This window comes from Streptomyces sp. NPDC002580 (assembly GCF_042889485.1).
GTDB lineage: Bacteria > Actinomycetota > Actinomycetes > Streptomycetales > Streptomycetaceae > Streptomyces.
Map to the genome: position 1 here is coordinate 101780 of NZ_JBIAQZ010000003.1, position 23568 is coordinate 125347.

A 23568-nucleotide genomic window follows, 5' to 3' on the forward strand; every position below is an offset into this window, starting at 1 on the left:
CCGCTTCTGGCACCCGCTCCCTTCCCTCTCCCGCGCCCGGCGGCCCGCCCGTGCCCGCCGCCGTTCCCGTCGGCTCAGCCGCGGCCGAAGAGGCGTGCGCCGTTCTCGTAGCAGACCGCCCGCAGCCAGTCGTCGCCCAGCCCGAGCCGTTCCAGCGCGCGCAGTTGATGGACGTACGGGTAAGGGATGTTCGGGAAGTCGGTGCCGAGCAGGACCCGGTCCCCGAGGTCGGCGAGCCGGGGCAGCAGCCCGGGCGGAAAGGGCGCGAGCCGTTCGCTGAAGTCGGTGAACGCCATGGTCGTGTCGAGCCGCACCTCCTCGTACCGGTCGGCGAGGGCGAGGAAGTCCTCGTACTCGGGCATCCCCATGTGCGCGAGGACGAGCCGCAGCCGGGGATGGCGCCCGAGGACGGCACCGACCGGTCCCGGCCCGGTGTACTTGCCGGGCGCGGGCCCCGATCCGCAGTGGATCACGACCGGGACTCCCGCCTCGGCCAGCAACCCCCAGACGGGGTCGAGCAGTTCGTCCCCCGGGTCGTACGCCCCCACCTGGACGTGCGACTTGAAGACCCGGGCACCCGCCTCCACCGCCTCGCGCACGTACCGCTCGACACCCGGCTCGGGGAAGAGGGTGGAGGTGTGCAGGCAGTCCGGGGTGCGGCGGGCGAAGTCGACCGCCCAGGAGTTGAGCCACTCGGCCATGCCGGCCTTGTGCGGGTAGAGCATCGCCGTGAAGGCGCGCACCCCGAACTCCCGGATCAGCGCCAGTCGTTCGTCCTCGTCCGCGCGATAGGTGATCGGCCACTCGAGGCCACCGGTGAGCTCACCGACCCGGTCGAAGTACTCCCAGACCTTGCGCAGCACCCGTTCGGGCATGAAGTGCGTGTGGACGTCGACGAGTCCGGGCAGTCCGAGACCCTCCCAGAACTCCCGCACCTCCCGGGCCTCGGCGTGTCCGCCGCCCGCCCCGGCCCGCGCCGCCGGGGGAGCCTCATCGGGCGTCTCCCCGGCGGCGGCCGCGTCCTCCGGCTCAACCGCGGGCACGTTCGTACCCATGGCTGCGCTCGACCTTGGCGATGTGCAGGGTGTACCGCTCGTACCACTCGGCCCGGCCGCGCCGCTGCGCCGCCCGGTGCTCGGTCGTCGCGCTCCACTCCTTGATGGCGTCCTCGTCACGGAAGTACCCGACGGTGATGGACAGTCCGCCCGGCGTCCGCGCGTGGTCCATTCCCAGGTAGCCCGGGATCCGCGCCACCAGTTCCTCCATGCGCTCGGCGGTCTCCCCGTACCCGGTCTCGTCCTCCGTCCGTACGGAGGTGAACACGGCGACGTAGTAGGGGGGTTCATGGGCTGCGACAGGGGCTTGAGAGTGATCGCTCATGACCGCCACTGTCCTTCCGGGCCGTCCCCGTCGTCCAGCACCTTGCCGAACGGGATCCGAAAGGGATCCAAGTCTTGACCCTTCACCGGCCACCGCGCGCCCGTCGCTCCGCCCGCCCACTCCCGGCCTCCCGTCCCCGACCTCCCTGCCTCGATCCCCTCCCGCGCCCGCTCAGAAGAGTCCGTCCTGGATGACCGGGTCCGTCGCCTTCAACTCCCTCACGGGAAAGGTGACCCCGGCATCCCCGTCCACCCGCCCGGGTACGTGCCCGTCTCCCGGATCTCGCCGGTCCCCGACCCCGGTCAGGTCCCAGCCCGTCATCAGCCGCGTGTCCAGGACGACCACTCCCCGCCCGGTACCCAGATGGAGGTCGGGGCCGGCGGCACCGCACAGCTCCCCGTCGATCACCCCGCCCGCGGCCAGCTCGCTCACGACCCCCCGCGCGGGCGGGAGTCCGGCGAGGCCGAACACGTCCGTGTGGTCGACGGGTTCGAAGGACTCGCGCCGGAGCGACTCGGGCCAGCCGTCGAGCCGCCCGACGCGCGCGTGCAGCTCCCGGATCTCGGCGACGCGCTCCCCGGCCCCCGGCAGCTCCGCCCGCACGGCCCGCTTGTCGGCGTACGGAATCCGGTCCGGCACCTTCAGCGCGGCCCGCAGCAGCTCCTCGGCGCGCCGGGCCGCCATCAACGGCCCTCGCCCGATCCAGCTGAAGGTGAGGGCGCCCTGCTCCAGGAGGCGGGTGGAACCGCGCTCGACCCGGGTGATCCCCACCTTCACCATGCCGGGCCCGAACCACGCCAGATACACGTGGTACGGCCGCGGATCGTCGGCCAGCGTGTCGGCGGCCACGGAGTGCGCCCGGTCCAGCCTCGCGCACTCCTCGCACCGCGCGCCCGTACCCCGCGGCGACACGGCGGCCCGTACGGGACACGCGTTCCCCCGTGCCCCGACGCACGTCCGCGCACCCCCGTCCACCACACCGAACGCCACCCGCTGCCCCGGGGCCAGCGGGCTCACCCGCCCACCGCCCCACACCAGCACGGGTCCGTCCCCGGACCACCGCAACCCCGAACACGTCCACACCCGCCGCATCCCGACGACAGTAGGGCCTCCCACCGACAACCGTCCGACCAGGCGGAACAGCGGCCGGGCGGCGCCCGATCCGCGAGGGTGGAACCGCGAGGAGCCCTCCGGACTCCCTGCTACTAGGGAGTTCCTGGGATTCATTCCGTCCTGGGACGCGAGACAGGAGGAGCCAGGTGCCGTCCCAGGACGACGTGGAAGAGTTCGCCGCGCTGCTGCGGCGCCTGAAGGCGCGCACGGACCGCAGCTACGGCGCACTCGCACGCCGGCTGAACATGAACACCTCGACGCTGCACCGGTACTGCTCCGGGGACACCGTGCCCCTGGACTTCGCACCCGTCGAGCGGTTCGCGGCGATGTGCGGGGCGAGTCCGGCCGAACGGGTCGAACTGCACCGGTGGTGGGTCCTGGCCGTGGCCGCACGGCAGAGGTCCCGGACCCCCGTGGAGACCGCTCCGGCTCCGGCGCCCGCGCCCTCGTCGGCGGCAACCGGTCCGGCGCCGGTGACCGAGGAAGCGGCCGCGTCTGCGCCTCCGACGGCCACCGCCTCCGGCACGTCCACCCCCGACGGCTCCCCCGTCGCCCCGCCCGCCCGATCCGGCGAGGCCGAGACCGCGGACTCCCCCTCGGCGGTGGCCGCCGGCTCCTCGTCCGCGGCGGCGCCCGACGCCTCGCCCGATCCTTCCGAGATCGCCGCGATAGGCCTCGTCGGCTCGTCGCCCGAGCGGATCGGAGCGCGGCGCCCCGCGCCGCGGAAGCCCTGGTACCGGCGCCGCGTCGCGGTCACCGCGGCCGCGGTGACCGCGACGCTCGCGATCCTGGGCGGCCTGTCCCTCCTGGAGACCGGGCACTCCGCGGCCACCGGCGACGACAAGGCGTCCGGCACGCCGACCGCGAGGACCGCGGGCGGCCGGAGCGGCTCCCCGACGCCGTCCACCTCCGCCTCGGCCACGCGCGGCGGGTCGTCCGGCTCGCCCTCGCCGAAGGCGTCCGCCGCGGGCGACCACTCGTCGAGCCCGTCCGCGAAGCCCTCCTCCAAGGGCGCTTCCACCGTCCCGCCCCTCACCTGGACCGCGAACTCCCATCGCTGGGCGACCGGTTGCTTCCACGACTACGTCATCGACAAGGCACCCGAGGAGGTGCCGCCGCCCCCGGCCCCGCAGGACGCCTCCCCGTGGGCGCGTACCCAGGACGCGGTGCACGGCGGCGAGATGCTCGTGGACATCTCCGTGCAGGGGCGTACGGACACGGCCGTCGTCCTGGAGGCACTGCGGGTCCGTGTCGTCGGACGGGCCGCCCCGGTGAAGGGCAACGTCTACGCCACCGGCCAGGGGTGCGGCAGCGACCTGGCTCCCCACTCGTTCATCGTGGATCTGGACATGGACCGGCCGATCGCCCGCTCGGTCCCGGGCAGCTCCGGCGGCACGACCACCCCGGCGCTGCAGATGCCCTACCGGGTGTCCGCGAAGGATCCCGAGGTCCTGATGGTCGACGCCCGGACCGGCGGCTGCGACTGCCGCTGGTACCTGGAGCTCGACTGGTCCTCGCAGGGCCGTACCGGCACCGAGCGCATCGACGACGACGGCGTCCCCTTCCGCACGAGCGGGACCGAGGGTCTGCCGCACTACTGGTACGCGAACCGCGGCTGGACCCTCACGGACTGAGCCGGATCCCGCCTCGGACCGGGCACCGGCACGACGGGAGGGGGCACCGGAATCCTCCGGTGCCCCCTCCCGTCCGGGACATGAGTTCGTCTCCAGGACGCATGCACGGACCCAGAGATGACCTCTGCACGGCATTGCCAGAGCCCGGCGCCGAAACCTGCCGGACCGGCCCCACCCCCCGCGGGCCGACACGATCGCCGTACTCCACCGCCGTCCGGCCCGGAAACGCAAGAGGCCCCGGATTTCTCCGGGGCCTCTCACCTGTGTGCACTCGGCAGGATTCGAACCTGCAACCTTCTGATCCGTAGGCGGGTGTACGTGACCCTGGCCCGCGGCGGCCTCGCAGCACCAATGCCTTGCCTGCGCACCCACAGCACCGCCGGCCGCGCCTGGGGTACTCCGCTGCACGCCCACGCTGATGTCAAGCACTGGTGTCAGACCACAGGTGACTCAGGGTGACGCGGTAGCGGAGGGCGCGCTGCAAGTGCCCTCCCCCAGCCCTCGGAACACCAACCCCTGGAATGGTCGGTCATCGGTGGCCGGTCCGAAGGAGACGGCCTTCTCCGAGACCGTTCCGGCGACGAAGTTCAGCATCCACCCCCTCCTCTCCAGACTCCAAGCGTCGTTGACGCCGCCCGAGTTCCGCCTCCTCTGGCGCCAGCCTCGATCCTTCAGCTCGGCGACCACGTCGGCGACGGCCTCAGGATCCGGCTCGGTGCCGACCCGCACGAGGGCACCCACCTCGCAGCCAGAGCCGTCGAGCAGATTGTCAGCGCCGATGAAGCGCAACGGCTCGAAGTCCCCGGCGTCGACCGCCGCCCGGATGTCGGCCCGCACCGCCTCGCGGGCCGCCGCGGCCCGGTCCGCTGCCACGGCCGCCCGGCCCTTACCCTTCGCTTCCGCGCCTGAATCGCGTTCTTCGCCGCCGCACGCTGTCAGCACCACGGCCGCCACGGCCACGACCGCAGCCGCCCCCGCTCCGCGCATCCCTCTGCCCCACCTCATAGATCACAAATGCAGGGGCAGAGTCTCACACAGGAACGCACTCTGAACCGGCGTTTCGGTAACGCGTCAGGCTCCCTGCCCACGCTCACCCCACCGGCTCGAACTACGGCCGTGGCACGACGGGTTGGGGCCGATGTCAAGTCCTCGAGTCCGCGCCCTGCGACCGCCTAGAGCCGCTTCAGGTTCTGGTCCAGGATCGCCCGAAACCGGTCCACGTCCGCATCGTCCCGCGCCCCCCTCTTGGGCAGTACCGCGACTCCGATCACGAGGTCACCGCTCAGCAACACGAAGAGCCCGGGTGTCTCCAGATACTCCCGGTGCACCGTCCACTCGACGGTGTTCGACGCCCGCTCGCCTGTGGTGACCAAGCCCCGCTCGTCGGCCACCACGTGACACTGCCCGTACGACGACTCCGTGACACTGAACATCCGGCGGCCCGCGGTGCGTAGCCCCCGTACAGCACTCCAGGAAGTGACTGCGACGCTGAGCACCAGCGTAAAGATTCCCACCGGCAGTGTCGTGTCCTCGAAGGTCCAGAAAACGACCATCGCGACTACCACTGCCAGCGGCACCACAAGCATCTGTGTCCGGCCCGCCCGTGACCGCCAGGCTCGCGCCCGGAGAGCCTCCTCGAAGTCCTCAGCCGTCAGTCGATAGTTGAGCTCGACGGCCGCACCGCGGTCCGTGTCCTCCTGCGAGGAGCCCCCACCCCTTGTTATGTCCATGCAAGGATCCTAGTGGCGTCGCCTCAGACCGATCCGGGCCGCTGCCCCAAGATCCACCGGATATCCCCGTCCCGCTCTCGAACCCGGTTGCCGTCGATCACCGCCGTCAACGCCAGAGCCAGAGGCCCCGTGGATCCCTCCACGGGACCTCTGGTCTGCTGCGCACCCGGCAGGATTCGAACCCGCGACCTTCTGATCCGTGGCTCCAGCCGGATCGGTCCGGATCGGTCAACGACGGCCGTTCCGATCGCTTCACGGCCCCAGAGAGACGCGACCGGTCCGGGGTGGCCACCGGGGTTGCGGCACTCCGCTGCTGTACGCCTGCCCCGAGAGACGGCTCCGCGTGCGAGCAGGCTTGCTCTCCTCGGATGGACGACGCTCTTGCTTCTGCCTCCTCTGCGCCCCGACGGAGTGGGGCGGCCCTGTATGGGAGGAACGGGACAGCCGCACAACCAAGAGCGTCGAGGACTTCGGCCGGCACGTCATGGGCGTGGCCGGCGGTGACGCCCTCGGCGATCGGGGCTACTCCATCGACCTCTGGCACACCCTGCGCAGCCCCGAGGTAAGCGTGTTCGGCCTTCCCTCGCAAACCGCGATGCACGTGGCGAACGCCGCCGGGGCAGCGATACGGGACGGCAAACCACTGGAGCCCGACCAGCGCCGTGGAGACGTCCTCAACGGCTACGACGTGGCCGTCCGGCCCGTGTACCCCAGCTGGTACCACGAGCGATGTCACCGTGGCTTCAAATCCCACACCCACCGCAGGTGAACGGTCCCTGACCAGGTAACTCGGCCGGAGGCCGGAAAGCTGCCGGGGAGCTCTGGCAGGACAGCCACGGCCTGATCTTCACCACGAAGTACGGAACTCCGATCGAGCCCGGCAACCTGACCCGCATGTTCGCGCTGCGGGCTCGCCGCGCCAGCCTCCGGATGATCCCTCTGCGAAACACCCGGCACACGTGCAGCTCGCTGCTGGTCGCGCTGAAGGTCCACCCGAAGGTGGCGCAGCGCATCCTGCGGCACTCGCAGATCGCCATGACGATGGAGGTCTACGCCGAGGCGAGCGAGGAAGAAGTACGGGCGGCGATCGGCGAGCTGTCAGACGCTATGGGGCGCGTATGACCCCGCGGCTAGATCCCGAGCGCTCGTCGGACTGCCGCGAGCCGGGCCCTGGAATCGGCGATCCAGTCGGGCTTGAGGTCAAGAGGCACGCGGACACAGATCTGTGTGCCGGGCGCGTCGTGAACCTCGACCACGTACGGGTCATCGGCCACGAACGTGAGGTACGCGGCGCGTCCCTCTCTCGGCCAGTTCCCGGCGAACACATCGTCCTCGTCCTGCTCGATGTCTGCGTCGTCATCCTCGACCGCATCCAGGAGGTCGCCCCACTCGCCGATGTCGTCGGCGTCGAAGTCGGTTCGCACCGTGGCGTTCACGAAGTCGCTGTGGATGACGATCTCGGCGTCGTAGTAGCCGGGCTGCGTCGACAACACACGCACGACCACGCTCTGCGTCCCGTCGGCCAAGTGGATCAACTCAAGCGGCTCGGCGCTCTCGGCCACGACTCCCCCTCCGGCTGACCCGGTTGCTGTACTTCGCTGCTGTACGGCACGGAAACGCAAGAGGCCCCGGATCTCTCCGGGGCCTCTCACCTGTGTGCACTCGGCAGGATTCGAACCTGCAACCTTCTGATCCGTAGTCAGATGCTCTATCCGTTAAGCTACGAGTGCTTGTTCTGTTGTGCTTTCGTCTTCGCTTCCCGGGCTTTTCCCCCGCTCGCGGCGACAGGAAGAACATTACATGACTGCCGCCGCCATGTGAAATCCGTTTGCCTCACCCCTTGTGAGCTGGGCAAACGCCCTTCCGGCCGCTCGGCGACACCCTCGACACCGACCCGCTCCGCGGATCTCCCGGACGCCGGGAACGCCGAAACCCCGGTCCACTGGACCGGGGTTTCGGATCTTCGCGCGGAGGCGGAGGGATTTGAACCCTCGATGGGCTTGAAGGCCCAAACCGCATTAGCAGTGCGGCGCCATAGACCGGACTAGGCGACGCCTCCCGCACAACCACTCTCGCGAGCGCGAGTGGTGCGTGCAGATGATGACACAGACGAGCGCGGTGTCACCAATCGCCCCCCACGGTACTAGGCAGGCGGCCCGCAGGGCAAAGCCCCGCACCGGCACGCAACCGGCCGGGTCGGGCCGCGTTAGGCAGGTCATGTTGCGCCGACTGCTCCTCACCGCCGCCGTGTCCGCCACCGCCGCGCTCGCCGCCGTACCGAGCGCCGTCGCCGGCACCCCGGCCGCCGCCCCCGCGGGACTCCCCGCCCCCCTGGTCTCTCCCGCGCCCGCCGGATCCTCCGCCGCGGCGGCCACCGCCGCGTACGCCGCCGCCCTGCGGGCGCTCATGCCCCCGCCCGCCCGCCCGGACGACTCCGCGGACCGGCTGACGGTGACCGTCCACGGCGTGAGCGGCGACGCGGACGGCACCTTCGAGCTGGAGTGCCACCCCGCGGGCGGGAACCACCCGGCCGCGGCGGAGGCCTGCGACCGGCTGGACCGGATGACCACCTGGGGCAAGGACACCTTCGCCCCCACGCCTCCGCGCAGCCTCTGCACCATGCAGTACGGAGGTCCGGCCACCGCGCGGGTCACGGGGACCTGGGCGGGTCGCCCCGTGGACGCGCGCTACGACCGTTCCGACGGGTGCGAGATCTCCCGCTGGAACGCCCTGGTGCCGCTGCTGCCCGGCACCCGCTCCTAGGTCCTCCCCAGGTCCTCCCTCCGTCCTTTCGGCACCCCGCCCCAGGTCCTGTCGGGCACCCGCCCGACTACAGGTCCCCAGGGCCTGTCCGGCACAGGCCCCCAGGTCCTGCCGGCATCCGCCCGTCGTCGCCCGCGGCGGGCGGGAACGCGACGACGGGACCGGTCCCCGTCGACCCGGCACGGACCCCGGCGCGGACACCGACGGGACTCGGGCAGGACCCGTCCGGACCCCGTCGGGGCCCGGGCAGGACACGGCGGAGTCACGGTGATCTCACGGTTGCGCAGACGGAAGGGCGTGGTCACAGGTTCTCCGCCTGTTCCGCGTCTCTTCTGTGTGCGACCTCCCTCTCATCCGGCGTCGCGAGCGCAACCACTGCCCGTAGACTCCGTCGCGTGACACGCCGCGGGACGGTTGGCAAGATGGCATCCGCGGTCGGCAAGGTGCGGTAACAGGGAGGAAGCGTCTCGTGAGCAGCAGGCCATCCCGAGGCGCTGCTCGCCTCGCAGCCATACTGGACGCGCTGCCCGATGCGTTGGTCCTGGTCAACGCCAACGGGACCGTCGTCAACGCCAACACCATCGCCCTGGAGGCCTTCGAGACCCCGGGCACCGCCCTGGTGGGCCGCGGGCTGCTCGATCTGCTGCCCGAATTCGACTCCCGGCTGATCCCCGGCTCCATGCGGCGGCCCGACACCACCGACGAGCGCGGGCGGACCAAGCCGACCCGGATGATCGCGCGGCGGACCGACGGCACGGAGTTCCCGGTCGAGGTCACCAGTGCGAATCTGGAGAACGGCCAGCAGGCCTACGACAACCAGGGCCCCACCCCTGACGAGCTGCTCATGCTCGTCGTACGCGACCTTTCGGGCACCGTCGACACCGAGGCCGAACTCGCGCGTTCGCAACGCCAGACCGAGATGATCCTGCGCGCGGCGGCCGAGGGCGTCGTCGGGACGGACACGGAGGGACGGGTCGTCCTCGTCAACCCCGCCGCCGCCCAGATCCTCGGGTACCGGGCCAGCGACCTCGGCGGCAAGGACCTGCACGCGCTGATCCTGCACTCGCGCGCGGACGGCGAGGACTTCCCCTATGAGGAGTCGCCGCTCGCCGACACCCTGCGCTCGGGGCGCAAGCACCGGGTGCGCGGGCAGGTGCTGTGGTCGAAGTCCGGGGACAAGGTGCCCGTCGACCTGACGACCTCTCCGGTGCGGGACGGGGACCAGCTCGTCGGCGCCGTCATGACGTTCACCGACCGGCGTCCGTACGACACCCTGGTCGAGGAGAAGGACACGGCCGCCGCCCGGCACGCCGAGGAGCTGGAGCGGCTCGGCGAGGAGCACGCCGCCGAGCTGAAGGAACTGCGCGAACGGCACGCCGCCGAACTCACCGAGCTGAGCGACGGGCACGAGGAGGAACTCGCCGCCGGCGACGAGCGGTACGCCGCGCTCGGCGAGCGGGAGAAGGACCGGTACGAGGCACTGACCGCCCGGCACGAGCAGCTGTTCGCCGTCCTCGGCCAGTCCCTGCGCGGGCCGCTCGACCAGCTGCGCGGCGAACTCTCCAAGCTCGCCGCCGACGACGCCGGGCAGCTGTGGCCCGAGGCCAACCAGGTCCTCCACCACCTCGCGGCCGGCTACTCGCGCATCACGGCGCTGGTCGACAACGTCCTCGCCTACCAGCGGCTGGACGCCGGCGTCGAGACGATCTACCGCACGAACGTGATGCTCGACGCGGTGGTCGCGGCCGGGGTCGACGGGGCCGTCGACCTGATCGGCCCGGGACGCGTGCAGTTCGCCGTGCACGCGCCGCCCATCGAGGCCGAGGTCGACCCGGGGCGTCTCGCGGGCGCTCTCGCCCACCTCATCGCGGACGTCGCGGGTGTCGACGCGACCGGCAACGCGCCGGTGTCGGCGGGCGGTTACATGGACAACACGGTCGTCGTGGCGGCGGCGCAGCGCGGCGAGGTGGTCCGTATCGAGGTGCGCGGACCGTACGCCGGGGGAGACCCGGTGCACGAGCCGATCGTGCGCGGGATCGTGCGCGCGCACGGCGGTGTGCTCCAGACGCACGAGGTGCCGGGCATGAGCGGCAGCGCTTACGTGCTGGAGGTGCCCATCGGGGGCGGGGCGGGCTCGGTTCCGCTCCCCACCGGACCGGTGGTCTCCACCGAGGTCGCGCTTCCCGAGCAGGCGTCGCAGCAGACCGGTGGCAGGCGGCGGGCCCGGCGGTCCTCCGTGGACGCCTTCCTGGAGAGCGGCGCGGCGGCGGAGAGCGGCCCGAGGGCTCTCGAGCCGGCCGGATCCGACGCGACCGCCCCCACCGGGCGCCGTCGACGGCGTGCCGCCGAACAGCAGACGGCCGAGGAGCCGAAGGTTCCCGCGCAGGCGCAGGCGTCCGAGGGTGCTGGTGACGGTTCCGGCGGTACCGGGCGACGCCGTGGCCGTCCGAGCCCGGTCGAGGGCACGGGCGACGCCTCGGCGGAGGGCGTCTCCGAGGGCGCTGTCGTCAAGGCGGGCGAGCACGGTGCGGGGACCGCGGCCGTGGGAACCGGGCTGGGCGGAACGGTGCCTCCGCAGGGGGTGCCGGTGCCCTCCGGACGACGCGCGCGCCGCGACGGCGAACAGAACGCACTGCCCGCGGCGCCCGGTGCGCAGGCCGCTCCGGCCGCGGGGACGGGCGTCCCGGACGACGGGGGCGCCGAGGACCACGGCACCGGCGAGGACGCGGGGCAGCCGTCCGGACGGCGCCGCCGGGCGCTGGCCGCGGCGGCCGAGCGGGCCGCGGCCGCGCAGGATTCGGGCGCCCGCGCGGTGTTCGCCCTGCCGCCGGCCGAGGCGGACCGCTCGCCCGAGTACGTCCAGGCCGAGGCCCAGGTACAGGCCGCCCAGGCACAGGCGGTTCAGGAGCAGGCGGCCCAGGCGCAGGCCGCTCAGGCACAGGTCGCGCAGGCGGCGCAGGCACAGGTCGCCCTCGCCCAGCAGTCCGCCGGCCGGGGCTCGGTCGGTCACGGCCAGGACCACGACGGCCGCCACGACGTGATGGCGCACAGCCCCGAGGACGATCACACACCGCCGCAGCCGCACCCCGTGTCGGCCCCGACGGGCCGCCGGCGTGCCCGCCAGATCGCGGATCCCGACCAGGCGGCCGGGACGGCCGCGCAGGCGCTCCCGGCACAGGTCGTTCCGGGACAGCCGGTACCCGCACAGCCGGTACCGGCGCTGGGGCAGGCCGTTCCGGCGCAGGGACTTCCCGCTCAGGCGCTTCCCGCCCAGGGCGTTCCGGGCGCGCCCGGTGCCGTGCCCGCGGTACCCGGTGCCGTGCCCGCTCCGGCACCCCAGCCGTGGCCCGACGCGAACAACGCCCCCGGCGTGGCCGCGCCGGCCGGGGTCGCTCCTGCTCCCGGTGCCCCGGTGCCGCCCGGAGCGGCGCAGCCCGCGCTTCCGGCGGCGAACGCGGCGTCCCCGGCCCAGCCGGTCCCCGCCCCGCTCCCTCCCGAGCGCCCGGCTCCGCGGGTCGCCCAGCCGCTGCCCGCCGAGGCGCCCGTGTCCGCCGCGGCGGACTCCAACACGACGCAGGGCCGTGCCATAAGCGTGCGCACGCTCGGCCAGGGCGTCCCGTTCGCCCGTCAGGTCGCGGCGGCCCACCCGGGCGCCGGCGTCCAGGCCGCGACGCCTCCCCCGTACGCGACGAACGGTGGCCGTCGCCGCAAGCTCGGCAACCCGCCGGAGCCCGTCGCCGAGCGCCCGGAGACGGCCGCGCGCCCGCTCCCGACGGGCGGTCAGCCGGGCACCGGACCCCGGCGCCCCGGCACCACCGAGGGCGCCGGACGGTCGTACGCCATAGGAGCACCGGACGAGAACGCCGCCGAGGGCCCCGAGCCGCTCGACGGTCCCGGCGGTGCCGTGGAGGTCGCCGACCAGCCGCAGCCGCGGCCCGTGGACGACGAGTTGCCCCCGGAGCCGCTGGACAACCCGCGACGGCTGCTCGTCTGGCCCGCGCCCGACGCCGCCACCCACCAGGCGCTGAGCGACCGCGGCTACCGGCCCGTCATCGTGAACTCGCGCGAGGAGGTCGACGCGCAGATCGCCGCGTTCCCGGCCGCGCTGTTCGTCGACCCGCTGACCGGCCCGATCACCCGCACGGCCCTGCAGTCGCTGCGCGAGGCCGCCGTGGCCGCCGAGGTGCCCGTCCTGGTGACGGCAGGACTCGGACAGGCGACGCGCGAGGAGGCGTACGGCGCCGATCCGGCCGTACTGCTGAAGGCGCTCGCGCCCCGGGACTCCGAGCAGCACCCGCCGCGCGTCCTGCTCATCGAGGAGCACGCGGAGATCGCGCTGGCCCTGACGGCGACGCTGGAGCGGCGCGGGATGCAGGTCGCGCGGGCCTCGACGGACGAGGACGCCGTCACGCTGGCCTCGCAGATGCGGCCCAACCTCGTGGTGATGGACCTGTCGCAGGTACGCCGCCGGCAGGCCGGGATCGTCGACTGGCTGCGGTCGAACGGGCAGTTGAACCGCACGCCGCTCGTCGTCTACACCGCGGCCGTCGGTCCGGCCGAGCTGCCGCGGCTGGCCGCGGGGGAGTCCGTGCTGTTCCTCGCCGAGCGCTCGACGGCCCCCGAGGTCCAGGACCGGATCGTGGAACTCCTGACCCGCATCGGCACGAACTAGGGCCCTGTCCGGCGGGTCACTGTCCGGCGGGCCGCCGTCGGGCACCCGCCCGGACCGGGCGGCGCCGTACGGCCGTGGCCCGCCCCGTCGGGGGACGGACGGGCGCCGTCCCGCCGTACGGCCGTGAACGGCGCGCGGCCGGGCGGGGAGCCCTGGGGCGCCCCGCCCGGCCTGCGTGTGACGTCTCGCCGGGGCGGCCGTGGCCGTCCCCGGGTGACGCCTCAGAGCTTGGTGACGTCCAGGTCGCCGTCCGCGTACTTCCTGCGGATCACCTTCTTGTCGAACTTGCCGACGCTCGTCTTCGGGACCGCCTCGACGATCGACCAGCGCTCGGGGAGCTGCCACTTGGCGATCTTGCCCTCGTCGGCGAGGAAGGCGCGCAGCGCCGCGAAGTCGGCGGTGGAACCCTCCTTCAGCACGACGGTGGCCAGCGGGCGCTCGCCCCACTTCTCGTCGGGTACGGCCACGACCGCGGCCTCGGTGACGTCCGGGTGGGACATGAGGGCGTTCTCCAGGTCGACCGAGGAGATCCACTCGCCGCCCGACTTGATGACGTCCTTGGCGCGGTCGGTGAGGGTCAGGAAGCCGTCGGCGCTGATCGTGCCGACGTCACCGGTCTTGAGCCAGCCGTCCTCGCTGAACTTGTCGGCGGGACGCAGCGGTTCCGCGCCGTCGCCGCCGTAGTAGGCGCCGGCGATCCAGGGGCCGCGGACCTCCAGCTCGCCCGCGGACTCGCCGTCCCACGGGAGCCGCTCGCCGGCGGGGCCGCAGAGGCGGGCCTCGACGCCCGCCGGGAAACGGCCCTGGGTGAGGCGGTAGGCGAACTCCTCGTCCGTCCCCTCGGCGTGGGCCGGCGGGCGGGCGATGGTGCCGAGCGGGGAGGTCTCGGTCATGCCCCAGGCGTGGCAGACGCGCATGCCGAGGTCGTCGAAGGCGGTCATGAGCGAGGGCGGGCAGGCCGAGCCGCCGATCGTCACCTGGGTGAGGGAGGAGACGTCCCGGGGCTTGGCGGTCAGCTCGGCGAGCAGGCCCTGCCAGATGGTCGGGACGGCGGCGGCGTGCGTCGGCCGCTCGCTCTCGATCATCTCGGCGAGCGGCGCCGGCTGGAGGAAGCGGTCCGGCATCAGCATGTTGATGCCGGACATGAAGGTCGCGTGCGGCAGCCCCCAGGCGTTGACGTGGAACTGCGGGACCACGACGAGGGTCGTGTCGTGGTCGGTGAGCCCCATCGACTGGGCCATGTTCACCTGCATGGAGTGCAGGTAGATCGAACGGTGGGAGTACACGACGCCCTTGGGGTCCCCGGTGGTCCCGGAGGTGTAGCACATGGCCGCGGCCTGCCGCTCGTCGATCTCCGGCCAGTCGTAGACCGTCGGCTTCCCGGCGAGGAGTTCCTCGTACTCGTGCACCCGCACGGCCGCCCCGTCGAGCAGCGAACGGTCACCGGGACCGGAGACCACCACGTGCTCCAGCGTCGGCAGGTGGGGGAGCAGCGGCGCGAGCAGCGGAAGGAGCGAACCGTTGACGATGACCACGCGGTCGGCTGCGTGGTTGACGATGAAGACGAGCTGCTCGGCCGGGAGGCGGAGGTTCAGGGTGTGCAGGACGGCGCCCATGGAGGGGATCGCGTAGTACGCCTCGACGTGCTCCGCGTTGTTCCACATCAGGGTCGCGACCCGCTCGTCGCCCGTCACGCCGAGGTCGTCGCGCAGGGCGTGGGCGAGCTGGTTCGCGCGGGCCCCGGCCTCGCGGAAGCTGCGGCGGTGCGGCTCGCTCTCTCCCGTCCAGGTCGTGATCTGCGACCCTCCGTGCACCAGCGCCCCGTGCACGAGAATGCGGGTCACAGTCAGCGGTACGTCCTGCATCGTGCTCAGCACGGCGTCCTCCCGGGGGCGACATTGCCTACGCGGTAGTAATGGGTTGCGCTGATTCTGCGCACATACCGCGCGGTATGTCACTAGGGGCAGGAATGATCGATCACCGAAGTGCCTGCTCCGCCGCCTGCCGGGACGCCCCCTGGCGGGCGGGAACCAGCTCGGGATCCTCGCGCAGCTTGCCCAGCGCACGGGACACCGCCGACTTGACCGTGCCGATGGAGACCCCGAGCACCTCCGCGGTCTGGGCCTCGCTCAGGTCCTCGTAGTAGCGCAGCACCACCATGGCCCGCTGCCGGTCCGGCAGTTTCGTGATCGCCCGCCACATCGCGTCGTGCAGCGCCTGCTGGTCGGCGGGGTCCGGGGCCGGCGTGCCCTCCGGCTCCGGAAGCTCGCCGCAGGCGAACTCGTCGACCTTGCGCTTGCGCCACTGCGACGTCCGCGTGTTCAGCAGCGCCCGCCGCACGTAGCCGTCCAGCGCCCGGTGGTCCTCGATCCGGTCCCAGGCGACGTACGTCTTCGTCAGCGCCGTCTGCAACAGGTCCTCAGCGTCGCTCGGGTTCGCGGTCAGCGACCGGGCGGTACGCAGCAGCACCGGCTGGCGGGCCTTCACGTACGAGGAGAACGACGGGTACGAACGGGTCTGCGTCGCCCTTGTGGCGGCGTCCGAGGCGCTGGTGCAGACGAGTGTGGTCATGGCTCCACGCTAGGTTCGCCCCCTCCTCCGGCGGATCGGCCGCAGGTCCCGAAGCCGTGTCCGCCTCAGGTTGTAGAAATGGGGTCCCCGCCACCTCCTGAAGGTGGAGGAGCGAGGCCCGCCCCCTGAGGGTTCACCCCTGAGAGACGACTCCCGGGGGAGTACGCGGAGCGGCCCGCGGGAGTCGTCGGCGGGGCGCCGGGACGCAGGAGAGGCGCGCCGGGGGACGCGGAGGTGCGAGCCGCCTGCGCGGAGCAGCTCGCGGGAGCGCGGGGAAACCGGGACCCGGGATCCGGGATCCGGGATCCGGAGCCACGCGCGGCACGGCCCCGGGGCGGGCTCAGCCGTCGGCCCCGAGGACCAGGCCCGAGGTGGGAACCCCGGTGCCCGCCGTCACCAGGACGCGCCCGGCACCCGCCAGCTGGTTCACGGACGTGCCCCGCAACTGCCGCACGCCCTCCGCGATGCCGTTCATCCCGTGCAGGTACGCCTCGCCGAGCTGCCCCCCGTGCGTGTTCAGCGGCAGCCGCCGCTCGGCGACGAAGTCCGCGGCCTCCCCCGGCCCGCAGAACCCGAACTCCTCCAGCTGCATCAGCACGAACGGGGTGAAATGGTCGTACAGGATCCCCACGTCGATCTCCGCCGGGCCGATCCCCGCAGTCCGCCACAGCTGCCGGGCCACCACGCCCATCTCCGGAAGTCCCGTCAGGTCGTCCCGGTAGAAGCTGGTCATCTGCTCCTGCCCCCGGCCCGCGCCCTGGGCGGCGGCCGCGATCACCGCCGGGGGGTGCGGCAGATCGCGGGCCCGCTCCACGGAGGTCACCACCAGCGCCTGGCCGCCGTCGGTCTCCTGGCAGCAGTCCAGCAGCCTCAGCGGCTCCACGATCCACCGCGAGGCCGCGTGCTCGGCGAGCGTGATCGGTCTGCCGTGGAAGTACGCGGCCGGGTTGGTCGCCGCGTGCTCGCGGTCCACCACCGCGACATGGCCGAACGCCTCGGGGGTCAGCCCGTAGGTGTGCAGGTACCGCCGGGCGGCCATCGCCACCCAGGAGGCCGGGGTGAGCAGTCCGAACGGCAGCGCCCAGCCGAGCGCCGCGCCCTCCGCCGACGGCTCGCGCCGCTGCACGCCCGAACCGAACCTGCGGCCCGACCGCTCGTTGAACGCCCGGTAGCAGACCACGACCTCGGCCACCCCGGTGGCGACCGCGAGCGCAGCCTGCTGGACGGTCGCGCACGCCGCCCCGCCGCCGTAGTGGACGCGGGAGAAGAAGGACAGCTCCCCCATCCCGGCCGCCTGCGCGACGGTGATCTCCGGGCTGGTGTCCATCGTGAACGTCACCAGCCCGTCCACGTCCCCCGGCGTCAGACCGGCGTCGTCGAGCGCGGACCGCACCGCCTCGACCGCCAGCCGCAGTTCACTGCGCCCCGAGTCCTTGGAGAACTCGGTGGCCCCGATCCCGGCGATCGCCGCCCGCCCGCCGAGGGCGTCCCTCGCGCGCACGCTCACGCGACACCGCCTTCGGCCGGCACGGCGGCGCCCGGACCCGGCACCGCCTCGGGCACCCCCACCGCCTCGGGGGCCGCCGCACTCACCGTCGTCGCGGCCGTCACCGTGGCCGTCGTCGCGGCCGGTCCGGCCACGGTGAGGGTCACGGTGCCCATGACGTGCCGGCCGATGCCGTTGACGCCGAGGATCCGCACCGTGACCGTGTCGCCGGCGACCTTCTCGATCGTGCCGGTCAACACCATCGTGTCTCCGGGGTGGTTGGGGGCTCCCAGCCGTATCGCCACCCCGCGCAGCACGGCGGCCGGGCCGAAGTGGTCGGTCACGTACCGTCCGACCAGACCGTTGGTCGTCAGGATGTTCATGAAGATGTCCGGCGAGCCCTTCGCCCTGGCCAGGTCGGCGTCGTGGTGCACGTCCTGGTAGTCCCGCGAGGCGATCGCCCCCGCCACGATCAGCGTGCGGGTGATCGCGATCTCCAGCGGCGGCAGCGCGTCGCCCACTCTCATGCCCTCACCCGTCCCCATGTCCCGCCTCTCCGTTCGCGATCAACTCCCCGAGTTCCTGGAGCGCCTCACCGCCGCACCCGAGATACGCGTCCAGCTGACGGCCCCACAGGAAGTGCCGGTGCACGGGGTGTTCCAGGTCGGCGCCCGCGCCGCCGTGCAGATGCTGCCCCGTGTGGACCACCCGCTGCCCGGCCTCGGAGGCCCACCAGGCGGCCGTCAGGGCGTGCGTCGCGAACGGCAGTCCCGCGTCGCGCCGCCATGCCGCCTCGTACGCCGTCACCCGTATCGCCTCGATGTCCATGTGCGCGTCGGCGGCCCGCAGTTGGACCCCCTGCCGGGCGGCGAGCGGGCGCCCGAACTGCTCCCGGGTGTTCGTGTGCTCCACGGCCCGGGCCAGCGACCCCGCGCACACCCCGGCCTGGAGTCCGGCGAAGGCGATACGGGCCGTGGCCAGCAGGTCGTCGTACGCCCCCACCGTGCCCAGTGCCTCGCCCGGCGTCCCGTCCAGCGTCAGGCGCCCGGCCGACCAGGGCGCCGTCAGCTCGACCGGCTCGCGCGCCGCCTCCGCGGTGCGGACCAGCCAGAGCCGGCGCCGGTCGTCGGCGACGAGCACATGGGTCGCCTCGCGCAGCCAGGGCACCGCCGGGACCGCACCGGTCAGCCTCCCCGGCCCCCGCTCCCGCACCGCACCGGCACCGGACACGGCACCGGCTTCGCCATCGGAGTCCCGCGCACCCGACCCGGGTTCCGCCCGCACCGCCCCTCGCCCCGGCGCCGGTCCGGACAGCGCGCCGGCCACGACCACCGTGCCGTCGGTGATCCCCGGCAGCAGCCGCTCGCGCTGTTCGGGCGACCCGTGGGCCGTCACCGCGAGCAGCCCGTACACACAGCTCGCCGCGAACGGCACCTGCGCCGTGGTCCGTCCCTGTTCCTCCAGGAGCAGGACGAGACCGAGCAGCCCGATGTCCTCGACGGCCGCCACCAGACCGGCCGCGCACAGCTCCTTCCACAGCCCGGCGTCACCACCCGTCCCCGCCGCGGTGAGCCGCTCGTGGGTGGAGAGATCGCCGAAGATCCGCGCGGCCAGGTCCCGGGCGGCCGTCTGCTCCTCGGTGGGGGTGAAGTCCATGTCAGCCGCCCTCCGCCGCCCGGAACACCGGCAGTTCCAGTTCGTCGTCGTACCGCTGGAACGCGAGCCGCACGGGCATCCCGATCCGCACCGCGTCGTACGGCACGCCCACCACGTTGCTCACGATCCGCACGCCCTCGGCCAGTTCGATCAGCGCGACGGCGTAGGGCGGGTCGAAGGCCGGGAACGGCGGATGGTGCATGACGACGTACGAGTAGACGGTCCCCTCGCCGCCCGCCTCGACGGTGTCCCAGTCCGGGCCGCCGCACGCGCCGCACCCCGGCAACCAGGGGAATCTCAGCGTTCCGCACGCCGCGCAGCGCTGGATCAGCAGCCGGTGGTGCGCGACGCCCTCCCAGAAGCCGGCGTTGTCCCGGTTGACCACCGGGCGCGGACGCCTGCCCTTCGCCTCCGCGGGGACCGGACTCTTCGCGGTCGCCGCCCCCGGGGCACTCGTCCCGTCCCCCGACCTCGTCCCCGCTTCCGCTTCCGGACCCTTCGGATTCCGCTGCGCCGGGGCGTACTTGAGGATGCGGAACCTGTGCGTTCCGGCGAGTTCGCCGCCCGCCCGGATGTCCATGCGCGTCGTGATGAAGTACCCGGTGCCCAGCTTGGTGGTCTTGCGCTCCGAGACGGACTCGATCACCGAGTCGAAGGTGATCTCGTCCCCGGGGCGCAGCGGACGCAGATACTCCTGCTCGCAGTCGGTGGCGACCACGGAGGTGCACCCGGCGCCGTCGAGCAGGCCGAACAGTTCGTCGTACGCCCCGGAGCGGCCGGGGCGGTCGGCGTGCCCGGAGAGGCCGCTCATCGTCCACGCCTGGAGCATGGTGGGCGGGGCCACGGCGTCCGGGCCGCGATAGGCCGGGTGGGTGTCGCCCATCGCCTCGCACCAGTGCCGGATCATCGGCGCGTTGACCAGGTCCCGGCCGACGCCCCCGACGGTGGCCGCGCGTCCCTCGTACTCCTTCAGACGCGCCGGGAGGTCGCTCTCGTCATGGACCCCGTCCCCGTCGCGCGCGGCGCCACCGCCCCCTGCGGCCTCATCTCCGGCCGCTCCCCGGGCGCTCATCGCCGCTCCCTCCTCATGCCGAGCCGCATCGTCGCGACGATCTCGCGCTGCACCTCGCTCACCCCGCCCCCGAACGTGTTGATCTGCGCCGCCCTGTTCATCCGTTCCAGTTCGCCGGCCCCGAACGCCCCCGGGGATCCGGAGCGGATCAGCGCCCCGCCTCCCACGACGTGCTGGCACATCCGGTACACCGCGACCGCCGACTCGGTGCCCATGACCTTCACTCCGCTCGCGTCCCCGGGCGCCGGCCCCCCGGCTCCCACGTCCCCCACCAGACGCCAGTTGAGCAGGCGGGACGCCGCCAGCCGGGCGTGCACCTCGGCCAGCCGGGAACGCACCCACGGCTCGTCGACCCCACGCCGCCCGGTCACCGGATCCGGTGTGCGGGCCGCCTCCAGCGCGGCGGCGTAGAAGTCCTCGGCCTGCATGCCGATCGCGGCCAGGGCCACCCGCTCGTGGTTGAGCTGGCTGGTGATGAGCCCCCAGCCGCCGTTCTCCTCGCCGACCAGGTTCCCGGCCGGGACCCGGATCCCGTCGTAGTAGGTAGCCGTGGTGATCTGGCCGCCCACCGTCTCGATCGGGGTCCACGAGAAGCCAGGGGCGTCCGTGGGGACGAGCAGGATCGAGATGCCCCGGTGCTTCGGAGCCTCGGGGTCGGTGCGGCAGGCGAGCCAGATCCAGTCGGCGTTCTGGGCGTTGGACGTGAAGACCTTCTGCCCGTCGATCCGCCAGTGCCCGCCCTCGGCGTCGGCCGGACCCGCACCGTCCCCGGGCCCGGGCTCCCGCACGGCACGGGTCCGCAGGGAGGCGAGGTCGGTACCGGCCGACGGCTCCGAGTACCCGATCGCGAAAACGAGGTCGCCGCTCAGGATCCGGGGCAGGAAGCGGGTCTTCTGCTCCTCGCTGCCGTACTTCATCAGGGTCGGCCCGACGGTGTTCAGCGTGACCATCGAGACGGGCGCACCGGCCCGGTAGGCCTCGTCGAAGAAGACGAACTGCTCGTCGGCGCCACGCCCCTGCCCTCCGTGGGCGATCGGCCAGCCGAGTCCGAGCAGCCCGTCCGCGCCGATGCGGCGCAGCAGCGCCCGCTGTCGCGCCGGATCGTCGGCGGAGGGCGGCCCGTCCGGCAGCAGATCCCGGAAGTACGCGCGGAGTTCGGCGCGCAGCCGCTGCTGGCGCGCGGTGGGGGCGAGGTGCACGGCGGCGGCCCTCCCGGACCTCGTACGAACAAGGTTTTCTGACTGTCCGTCAGATACCAAGCCCTGTCAAGGTAGTCCGGACCCCCTCGACACCATCCGGACACGACCACCCCGGCCGCCCGCGCACCCCCGCTCGGGCCCCCCGGCGCGCCCGCACACCTCCACCCCGAACCCCCGACGCGCCCGGACCCCCGCCCCGTCCGCGCACCCCGCCTCCGGACCCCGACACCTCCGCGCCCTCCACCCCCGAACCCCCGCCTGTCCGCGCGACAGCGCCGAAGCGCCGTCGCGCGGACAGGCGCGCCCCCGACAGACCGCCGCCCCACACGGCGCCCCCAGCCCCGGGCCGATGCCCCCCGACCCCCAGGCCCCCCTGCCCCCTGCCCCCTGCCCCCGGGCCGACGCCGACGCATCGGCCCACGTCTCACCAGAGGTTGCCGAAGTCGGCGAGAACGCTGGAGTCGCCCTGATCGACGGCCGCGAACGCGGAACCCCTCATCTGGGCCGTGCCGCTCCGGTTCGAGGCTCCGGAACCGACCGCCTGTTGTCGGGTGGTGGCGGAGTTGCCGCTGCTGTCGCACCCCACCCCGCCGCCGGCGGTCGCCACCCCCGCGTCCGAACCGCTGTCCGCGAGGACGCCGTTGTCCGCCGCGGCGACGCCGGGGCAGAGGGTGACGGCCAGGACAGGGACGCGACGGCGGCGAGGACGCGAGCGGTACGGATGCTTGCCATGTGAGTTCCTCCAGAACCGGTTGCGCACACCGGTGGTGGACCGGGGCGCACGCTGAATACGGCTTGTTTCCGGGGGCGGTCGGCCGACCGCCCCGTCGTGGTCCACGACGTCGCGAGTCCAGAGTTGCCCACCGAATCACTCTGAACCACCCCTAAAGCCGTGATTCGCCCTGAAGCGTGAGGACATGTCGATAAACCAGCCTCACGCGCACAAAGTCCCTGGCCAGGACCTGACGGCCGCTCAATTCCAGGCGCCGCAACAGGTGAAGCGTTACGGCACGTTTTCAGCCGATCCCGCCCAACACCCGTCGCGAGGCCCGACCCCCCTGAGGAGCCCTTCCCTTTTTCGAACACCCGTACGAACATGGAGGCATGGCCACCATCGACCGGCGGGCCACCACCCTGGCCCTGGCCCATGCCCTGTCCGCAGCCGAGCGCGGACTCGCGGTGATCCCGCTGTCCCGGACGAAGCTTCCGGCCCTGCGCTCCCCGCACCGCGACGAACCCGATCCCGCCCCCTGCCACGGCGAGTGCGGCCGCTTCGGGCACGGCGTGTACGACGCGTCGACCGAGCCCCGCCGCATCCGCGAACTCTTCGCCGCCGCCCCCTGGTCCACCGGCTACGGCATCGCCTGCGGGCTGCACCCGCACCACCTCATCGGCATCGACCTCGACACCAAATCCGCCACGGACTCCTCGGCGGCCCTGCGCGAACTGGCGCTGCGCCACCTCTTCACGATCCCGGCCACGGTCGTCGTCCTGACCCCCAGCGGCGGCCGTCACCTGTGGCTGACCGGACCGCCGGACGTCGTCGTCCCCAACTCGGCGAGCCGGCTCGCCCCCGGCATCGACATCCGCGGTGCCGGCGGCTACCTCGTCGGCCCCGGCTCCCGCACGGCGCACGGCGTGTACGAAGCGGCCCCCGGCACCGCCCGGCTCGCGCCCGCGCCCTGCCCGCCCGAGCTCCTGCACCTGTTGCTGCCCCCACCCCGCACGACCCAGCGCCCGGCGCCCGCCGCGACCATCACGACCGGTGGGCAGGGCCAGGGGCTGGTCCAGTTCGTCCTCGCCGCGCACGAGGGCCAGCGCAACACCCGCCTCTTCTGGGCCGCCTGCCGCGCCTACGAGAACGGCATCGGCCCGCAGCTGATCACCCCGCTCGTCCGGGCCGCCGTCCGGACGGGCCTCACCGAACGCGAGGCCCGCTCGACGATCGCCTCCGCGGCCCGGATGACGGCTCCGCCGTCCCGCCGCCCCTGAGGCCACGCGCCACCCGCTCGCCGGGCACGCGGACGGCCCCCGACCGGTTCACCCGGTCGAGGGCCGTTCACCTGCGGTGGGTGTGGGATTTGAACCCACGGTGACTCGCGCCACGACGGTTTTCAAGACCGTTCCCTTAGGCCGCTCGGGCAACCCACCCCGCTCCCGTCCACCTGGAGTGGAGCGGGTACAGCGTACCCGGCCGCGGGCGTCCCGCGGAGGCGCGGCCCGCACGGGGTCCACCGGCGCACCTCCGCCCAGCGGCTCCAACGGCCGGGTACCGGCGGCCGGTCGGCCCGG

The 23568-nt window shown here is 73.2% G+C and carries 17 protein-coding genes, 3 tRNA genes and 3 pseudogenes; 6 read left to right on the top strand and 17 right to left on the bottom strand.

Features of this window, described 5'->3' with window-relative positions; all coding sequences use genetic code 11:
- Positions 1 to 74 precede the first annotated feature (74 nt).
- From ACFYW7_RS11395 to ACFYW7_RS11405, 3 genes are all read right to left on the bottom strand, one after another.
- The gene (locus ACFYW7_RS11395) at positions 75 to 1055 is read right to left on the bottom strand and encodes an amidohydrolase family protein (protein ID WP_389500596.1); all 981 of its coding nucleotides are present in this window, start codon (positions 1053 to 1055) and stop codon (positions 75 to 77) included.
- Positions 1030 to 1380, bottom strand: a complete 351-nt coding sequence (locus ACFYW7_RS11400; RefSeq protein ID WP_389500598.1) for an antibiotic biosynthesis monooxygenase family protein — start codon at positions 1378 to 1380, stop codon at positions 1030 to 1032. Before ACFYW7_RS11400 ends, ACFYW7_RS11395 begins: the two co-directional genes overlap by 26 nt.
- A 171-nt stretch (positions 1381 to 1551) precedes the next feature.
- Positions 1552 to 2472, bottom strand: a complete 921-nt coding sequence (locus ACFYW7_RS11405) for a DUF2797 domain-containing protein (RefSeq protein ID WP_389500602.1) — start codon at positions 2470 to 2472, stop codon at positions 1552 to 1554.
- Positions 2473 to 2639: 167 nt separating this feature from the next.
- Between ACFYW7_RS11405 and ACFYW7_RS11410 the strand changes: the two genes are divergently transcribed.
- Complete coding sequence (locus ACFYW7_RS11410; protein ID WP_389500605.1) at positions 2640 to 4127, top strand: helix-turn-helix domain-containing protein; 1488 nt, start codon at positions 2640 to 2642, stop codon at positions 4125 to 4127.
- 450 nt (positions 4128 to 4577) lie between these two features.
- Here ACFYW7_RS11410 and ACFYW7_RS11415 read toward each other — a convergent pair whose 3' ends face one another.
- Together ACFYW7_RS11415 and ACFYW7_RS11420 are read right to left on the bottom strand one after the other, a co-directional pair.
- Complete coding sequence (locus ACFYW7_RS11415; protein WP_389500607.1) at positions 4578 to 5081, bottom strand: hypothetical protein; 504 nt, start codon at positions 5079 to 5081, stop codon at positions 4578 to 4580.
- 218 nt (positions 5082 to 5299) lie between these two features.
- The gene (locus ACFYW7_RS11420; RefSeq protein WP_389500609.1) at positions 5300 to 5857 is read right to left on the bottom strand and encodes a YcxB family protein; all 558 of its coding nucleotides are present in this window, start codon (positions 5855 to 5857) and stop codon (positions 5300 to 5302) included.
- Between the two features lie 343 nt (positions 5858 to 6200).
- Here ACFYW7_RS11420 and ACFYW7_RS11425 point away from each other — a divergent pair, with 343 nt between their 5' ends.
- Positions 6201 to 6626: a DUF4262 domain-containing protein gene (locus ACFYW7_RS11425; protein ID WP_389500611.1), complete on the top strand. Its 426-nt coding sequence runs from the start codon at positions 6201 to 6203 to the stop codon at positions 6624 to 6626.
- 26 nt (positions 6627 to 6652) lie between these two features.
- Positions 6653 to 6979, top strand: a pseudogene (locus ACFYW7_RS11430) (tyrosine-type recombinase/integrase); the annotation flags it as partial.
- Between the two features lie 8 nt (positions 6980 to 6987).
- Here the strand turns inward: ACFYW7_RS11430 and ACFYW7_RS11435 are convergent.
- The 3 genes from ACFYW7_RS11435 to ACFYW7_RS11445 all read right to left on the bottom strand — a co-directional run bounded on the left by ACFYW7_RS11435 (position 6988) and on the right by ACFYW7_RS11445 (position 7916).
- Positions 6988 to 7419 carry a DUF5959 family protein gene (locus tag ACFYW7_RS11435; protein WP_389500613.1) on the bottom strand — a complete coding sequence of 144 codons (432 nt, stop codon included), beginning with the start codon at positions 7417 to 7419 and terminating at the stop codon, positions 6988 to 6990.
- A gap of 95 nt (positions 7420 to 7514) precedes the next feature.
- Positions 7515 to 7587, bottom strand: a tRNA-Arg gene (locus ACFYW7_RS11440).
- A gap of 238 nt (positions 7588 to 7825) precedes the next feature.
- Positions 7826 to 7916: transfer RNA gene (locus ACFYW7_RS11445), tRNA-Ser, on the bottom strand.
- A 158-nt stretch (positions 7917 to 8074) separates the two neighbouring features.
- On the opposite strand from ACFYW7_RS11445, the gene ACFYW7_RS11450 reads away from it, so the two are divergent.
- Both ACFYW7_RS11450 and ACFYW7_RS11455 read left to right on the top strand, forming a co-directional pair.
- The gene (locus ACFYW7_RS11450) at positions 8075 to 8620 is read left to right on the top strand and encodes an SSI family serine proteinase inhibitor (RefSeq protein ID WP_389500615.1); all 546 of its coding nucleotides are present in this window, start codon (positions 8075 to 8077) and stop codon (positions 8618 to 8620) included.
- Positions 8621 to 9089: 469 nt separating this feature from the next.
- The gene (locus ACFYW7_RS11455; protein ID WP_389500617.1) at positions 9090 to 13292 is read left to right on the top strand and encodes a PAS domain-containing protein; all 4203 of its coding nucleotides are present in this window, start codon (positions 9090 to 9092) and stop codon (positions 13290 to 13292) included.
- A gap of 221 nt (positions 13293 to 13513) precedes the next feature.
- Here ACFYW7_RS11455 and ACFYW7_RS11460 read toward each other — a convergent pair whose 3' ends face one another.
- The 8 genes and pseudogenes from ACFYW7_RS11460 to ACFYW7_RS11495 form a co-directional block, all read right to left on the bottom strand.
- A complete protein-coding gene (locus tag ACFYW7_RS11460) occupies positions 13514 to 15157 on the bottom strand; it encodes a long-chain fatty acid--CoA ligase (RefSeq protein ID WP_389501619.1) in 1644 nt (547 codons plus the stop codon).
- Between the two features lie 112 nt (positions 15158 to 15269).
- Entirely contained in the window at positions 15270 to 15863 is a 594-nt protein-coding gene (locus tag ACFYW7_RS11465; protein ID WP_389500619.1) for a SigE family RNA polymerase sigma factor, read from the bottom strand.
- 340 nt (positions 15864 to 16203) lie between these two features.
- Positions 16204 to 17370: a lipid-transfer protein gene (locus ACFYW7_RS11470; RefSeq protein WP_389500621.1), complete on the bottom strand. Its 1167-nt coding sequence runs from the start codon at positions 17368 to 17370 to the stop codon at positions 16204 to 16206.
- A 119-nt stretch (positions 17371 to 17489) separates the two neighbouring features.
- Positions 17490 to 17876, bottom strand: a pseudogene (locus ACFYW7_RS11475) (acyl dehydratase); the annotation flags it as partial.
- Positions 17877 to 17880: 4 nt separating this feature from the next.
- Positions 17881 to 19005, bottom strand: a complete 1125-nt coding sequence (locus tag ACFYW7_RS11480) for an acyl-CoA dehydrogenase family protein (protein WP_389500623.1) — start codon at positions 19003 to 19005, stop codon at positions 17881 to 17883.
- A 1-nt stretch (position 19006) separates the two neighbouring features.
- On the bottom strand, positions 19007 to 20077 hold the full coding sequence (locus ACFYW7_RS11485) for a bifunctional MaoC family dehydratase N-terminal/OB-fold nucleic acid binding domain-containing protein (RefSeq protein WP_389500625.1): 1071 nt from the start codon (positions 20075 to 20077) through the stop codon (positions 19007 to 19009).
- Entirely contained in the window at positions 20074 to 21276 is a 1203-nt protein-coding gene (locus tag ACFYW7_RS11490; protein WP_389500627.1) for an acyl-CoA dehydrogenase family protein, read from the bottom strand. Before ACFYW7_RS11490 ends, ACFYW7_RS11485 begins: the two co-directional genes overlap by 4 nt.
- 424 nt (positions 21277 to 21700) lie before the next feature.
- Positions 21701 to 22008, bottom strand: a pseudogene (locus ACFYW7_RS11495) (hypothetical protein).
- A gap of 372 nt (positions 22009 to 22380) precedes the next feature.
- Between ACFYW7_RS11495 and ACFYW7_RS11500 the strand changes: the two are divergent.
- Positions 22381 to 23268: a bifunctional DNA primase/polymerase gene (locus tag ACFYW7_RS11500; RefSeq protein WP_389500629.1), complete on the top strand. Its 888-nt coding sequence runs from the start codon at positions 22381 to 22383 to the stop codon at positions 23266 to 23268.
- Positions 23269 to 23342: 74 nt separating this feature from the next.
- On the opposite strand, the gene ACFYW7_RS11505 is transcribed toward ACFYW7_RS11500, so the two are convergent.
- Positions 23343 to 23427, bottom strand: a tRNA-Ser gene (locus tag ACFYW7_RS11505).
- Positions 23428 to 23568: the final 141 nt, after the last annotated feature.

What these genes read in the sequence shown, in the direction of transcription:
- ACFYW7_RS11395 (WP_389500596.1), bottom strand. Translation starts at nt 1,055, where the DNA reads ATGGGTACGAACGTGCCCGCGGTTGAGCCGGAGGACGCGGCCGCCGCC.
- ACFYW7_RS11400 (WP_389500598.1), bottom strand. Translation starts at nt 1,380, where the DNA reads ATGAGCGATCACTCTCAAGCCCCTGTCGCAGCCCATGAACCCCCCTAC.
- ACFYW7_RS11405 (WP_389500602.1), bottom strand. Translation starts at nt 2,472, where the DNA reads ATGCGGCGGGTGTGGACGTGTTCGGGGTTGCGGTGGTCCGGGGACGGA.
- ACFYW7_RS11420 (WP_389500609.1), bottom strand. Translation starts at nt 5,857, where the DNA reads ATGGACATAACAAGGGGTGGGGGCTCCTCGCAGGAGGACACGGACCGC.
- ACFYW7_RS11450 (WP_389500615.1), top strand. Translation starts at nt 8,075, where the DNA reads ATGTTGCGCCGACTGCTCCTCACCGCCGCCGTGTCCGCCACCGCCGCG.
- ACFYW7_RS11460 (WP_389501619.1), bottom strand. Translation starts at nt 15,157, where the DNA reads ATGCAGGACGTACCGCTGACTGTGACCCGCATTCTCGTGCACGGGGCG.
- ACFYW7_RS11465 (WP_389500619.1), bottom strand. Translation starts at nt 15,863, where the DNA reads ATGACCACACTCGTCTGCACCAGCGCCTCGGACGCCGCCACAAGGGCG.
- ACFYW7_RS11480 (WP_389500623.1), bottom strand. Translation starts at nt 19,005, where the DNA reads ATGGACTTCACCCCCACCGAGGAGCAGACGGCCGCCCGGGACCTGGCC.
- ACFYW7_RS11485 (WP_389500625.1), bottom strand. Translation starts at nt 20,077, where the DNA reads ATGAGCGCCCGGGGAGCGGCCGGAGATGAGGCCGCAGGGGGCGGTGGC.
- ACFYW7_RS11500 (WP_389500629.1), top strand. Translation starts at nt 22,381, where the DNA reads ATGGCCACCATCGACCGGCGGGCCACCACCCTGGCCCTGGCCCATGCC.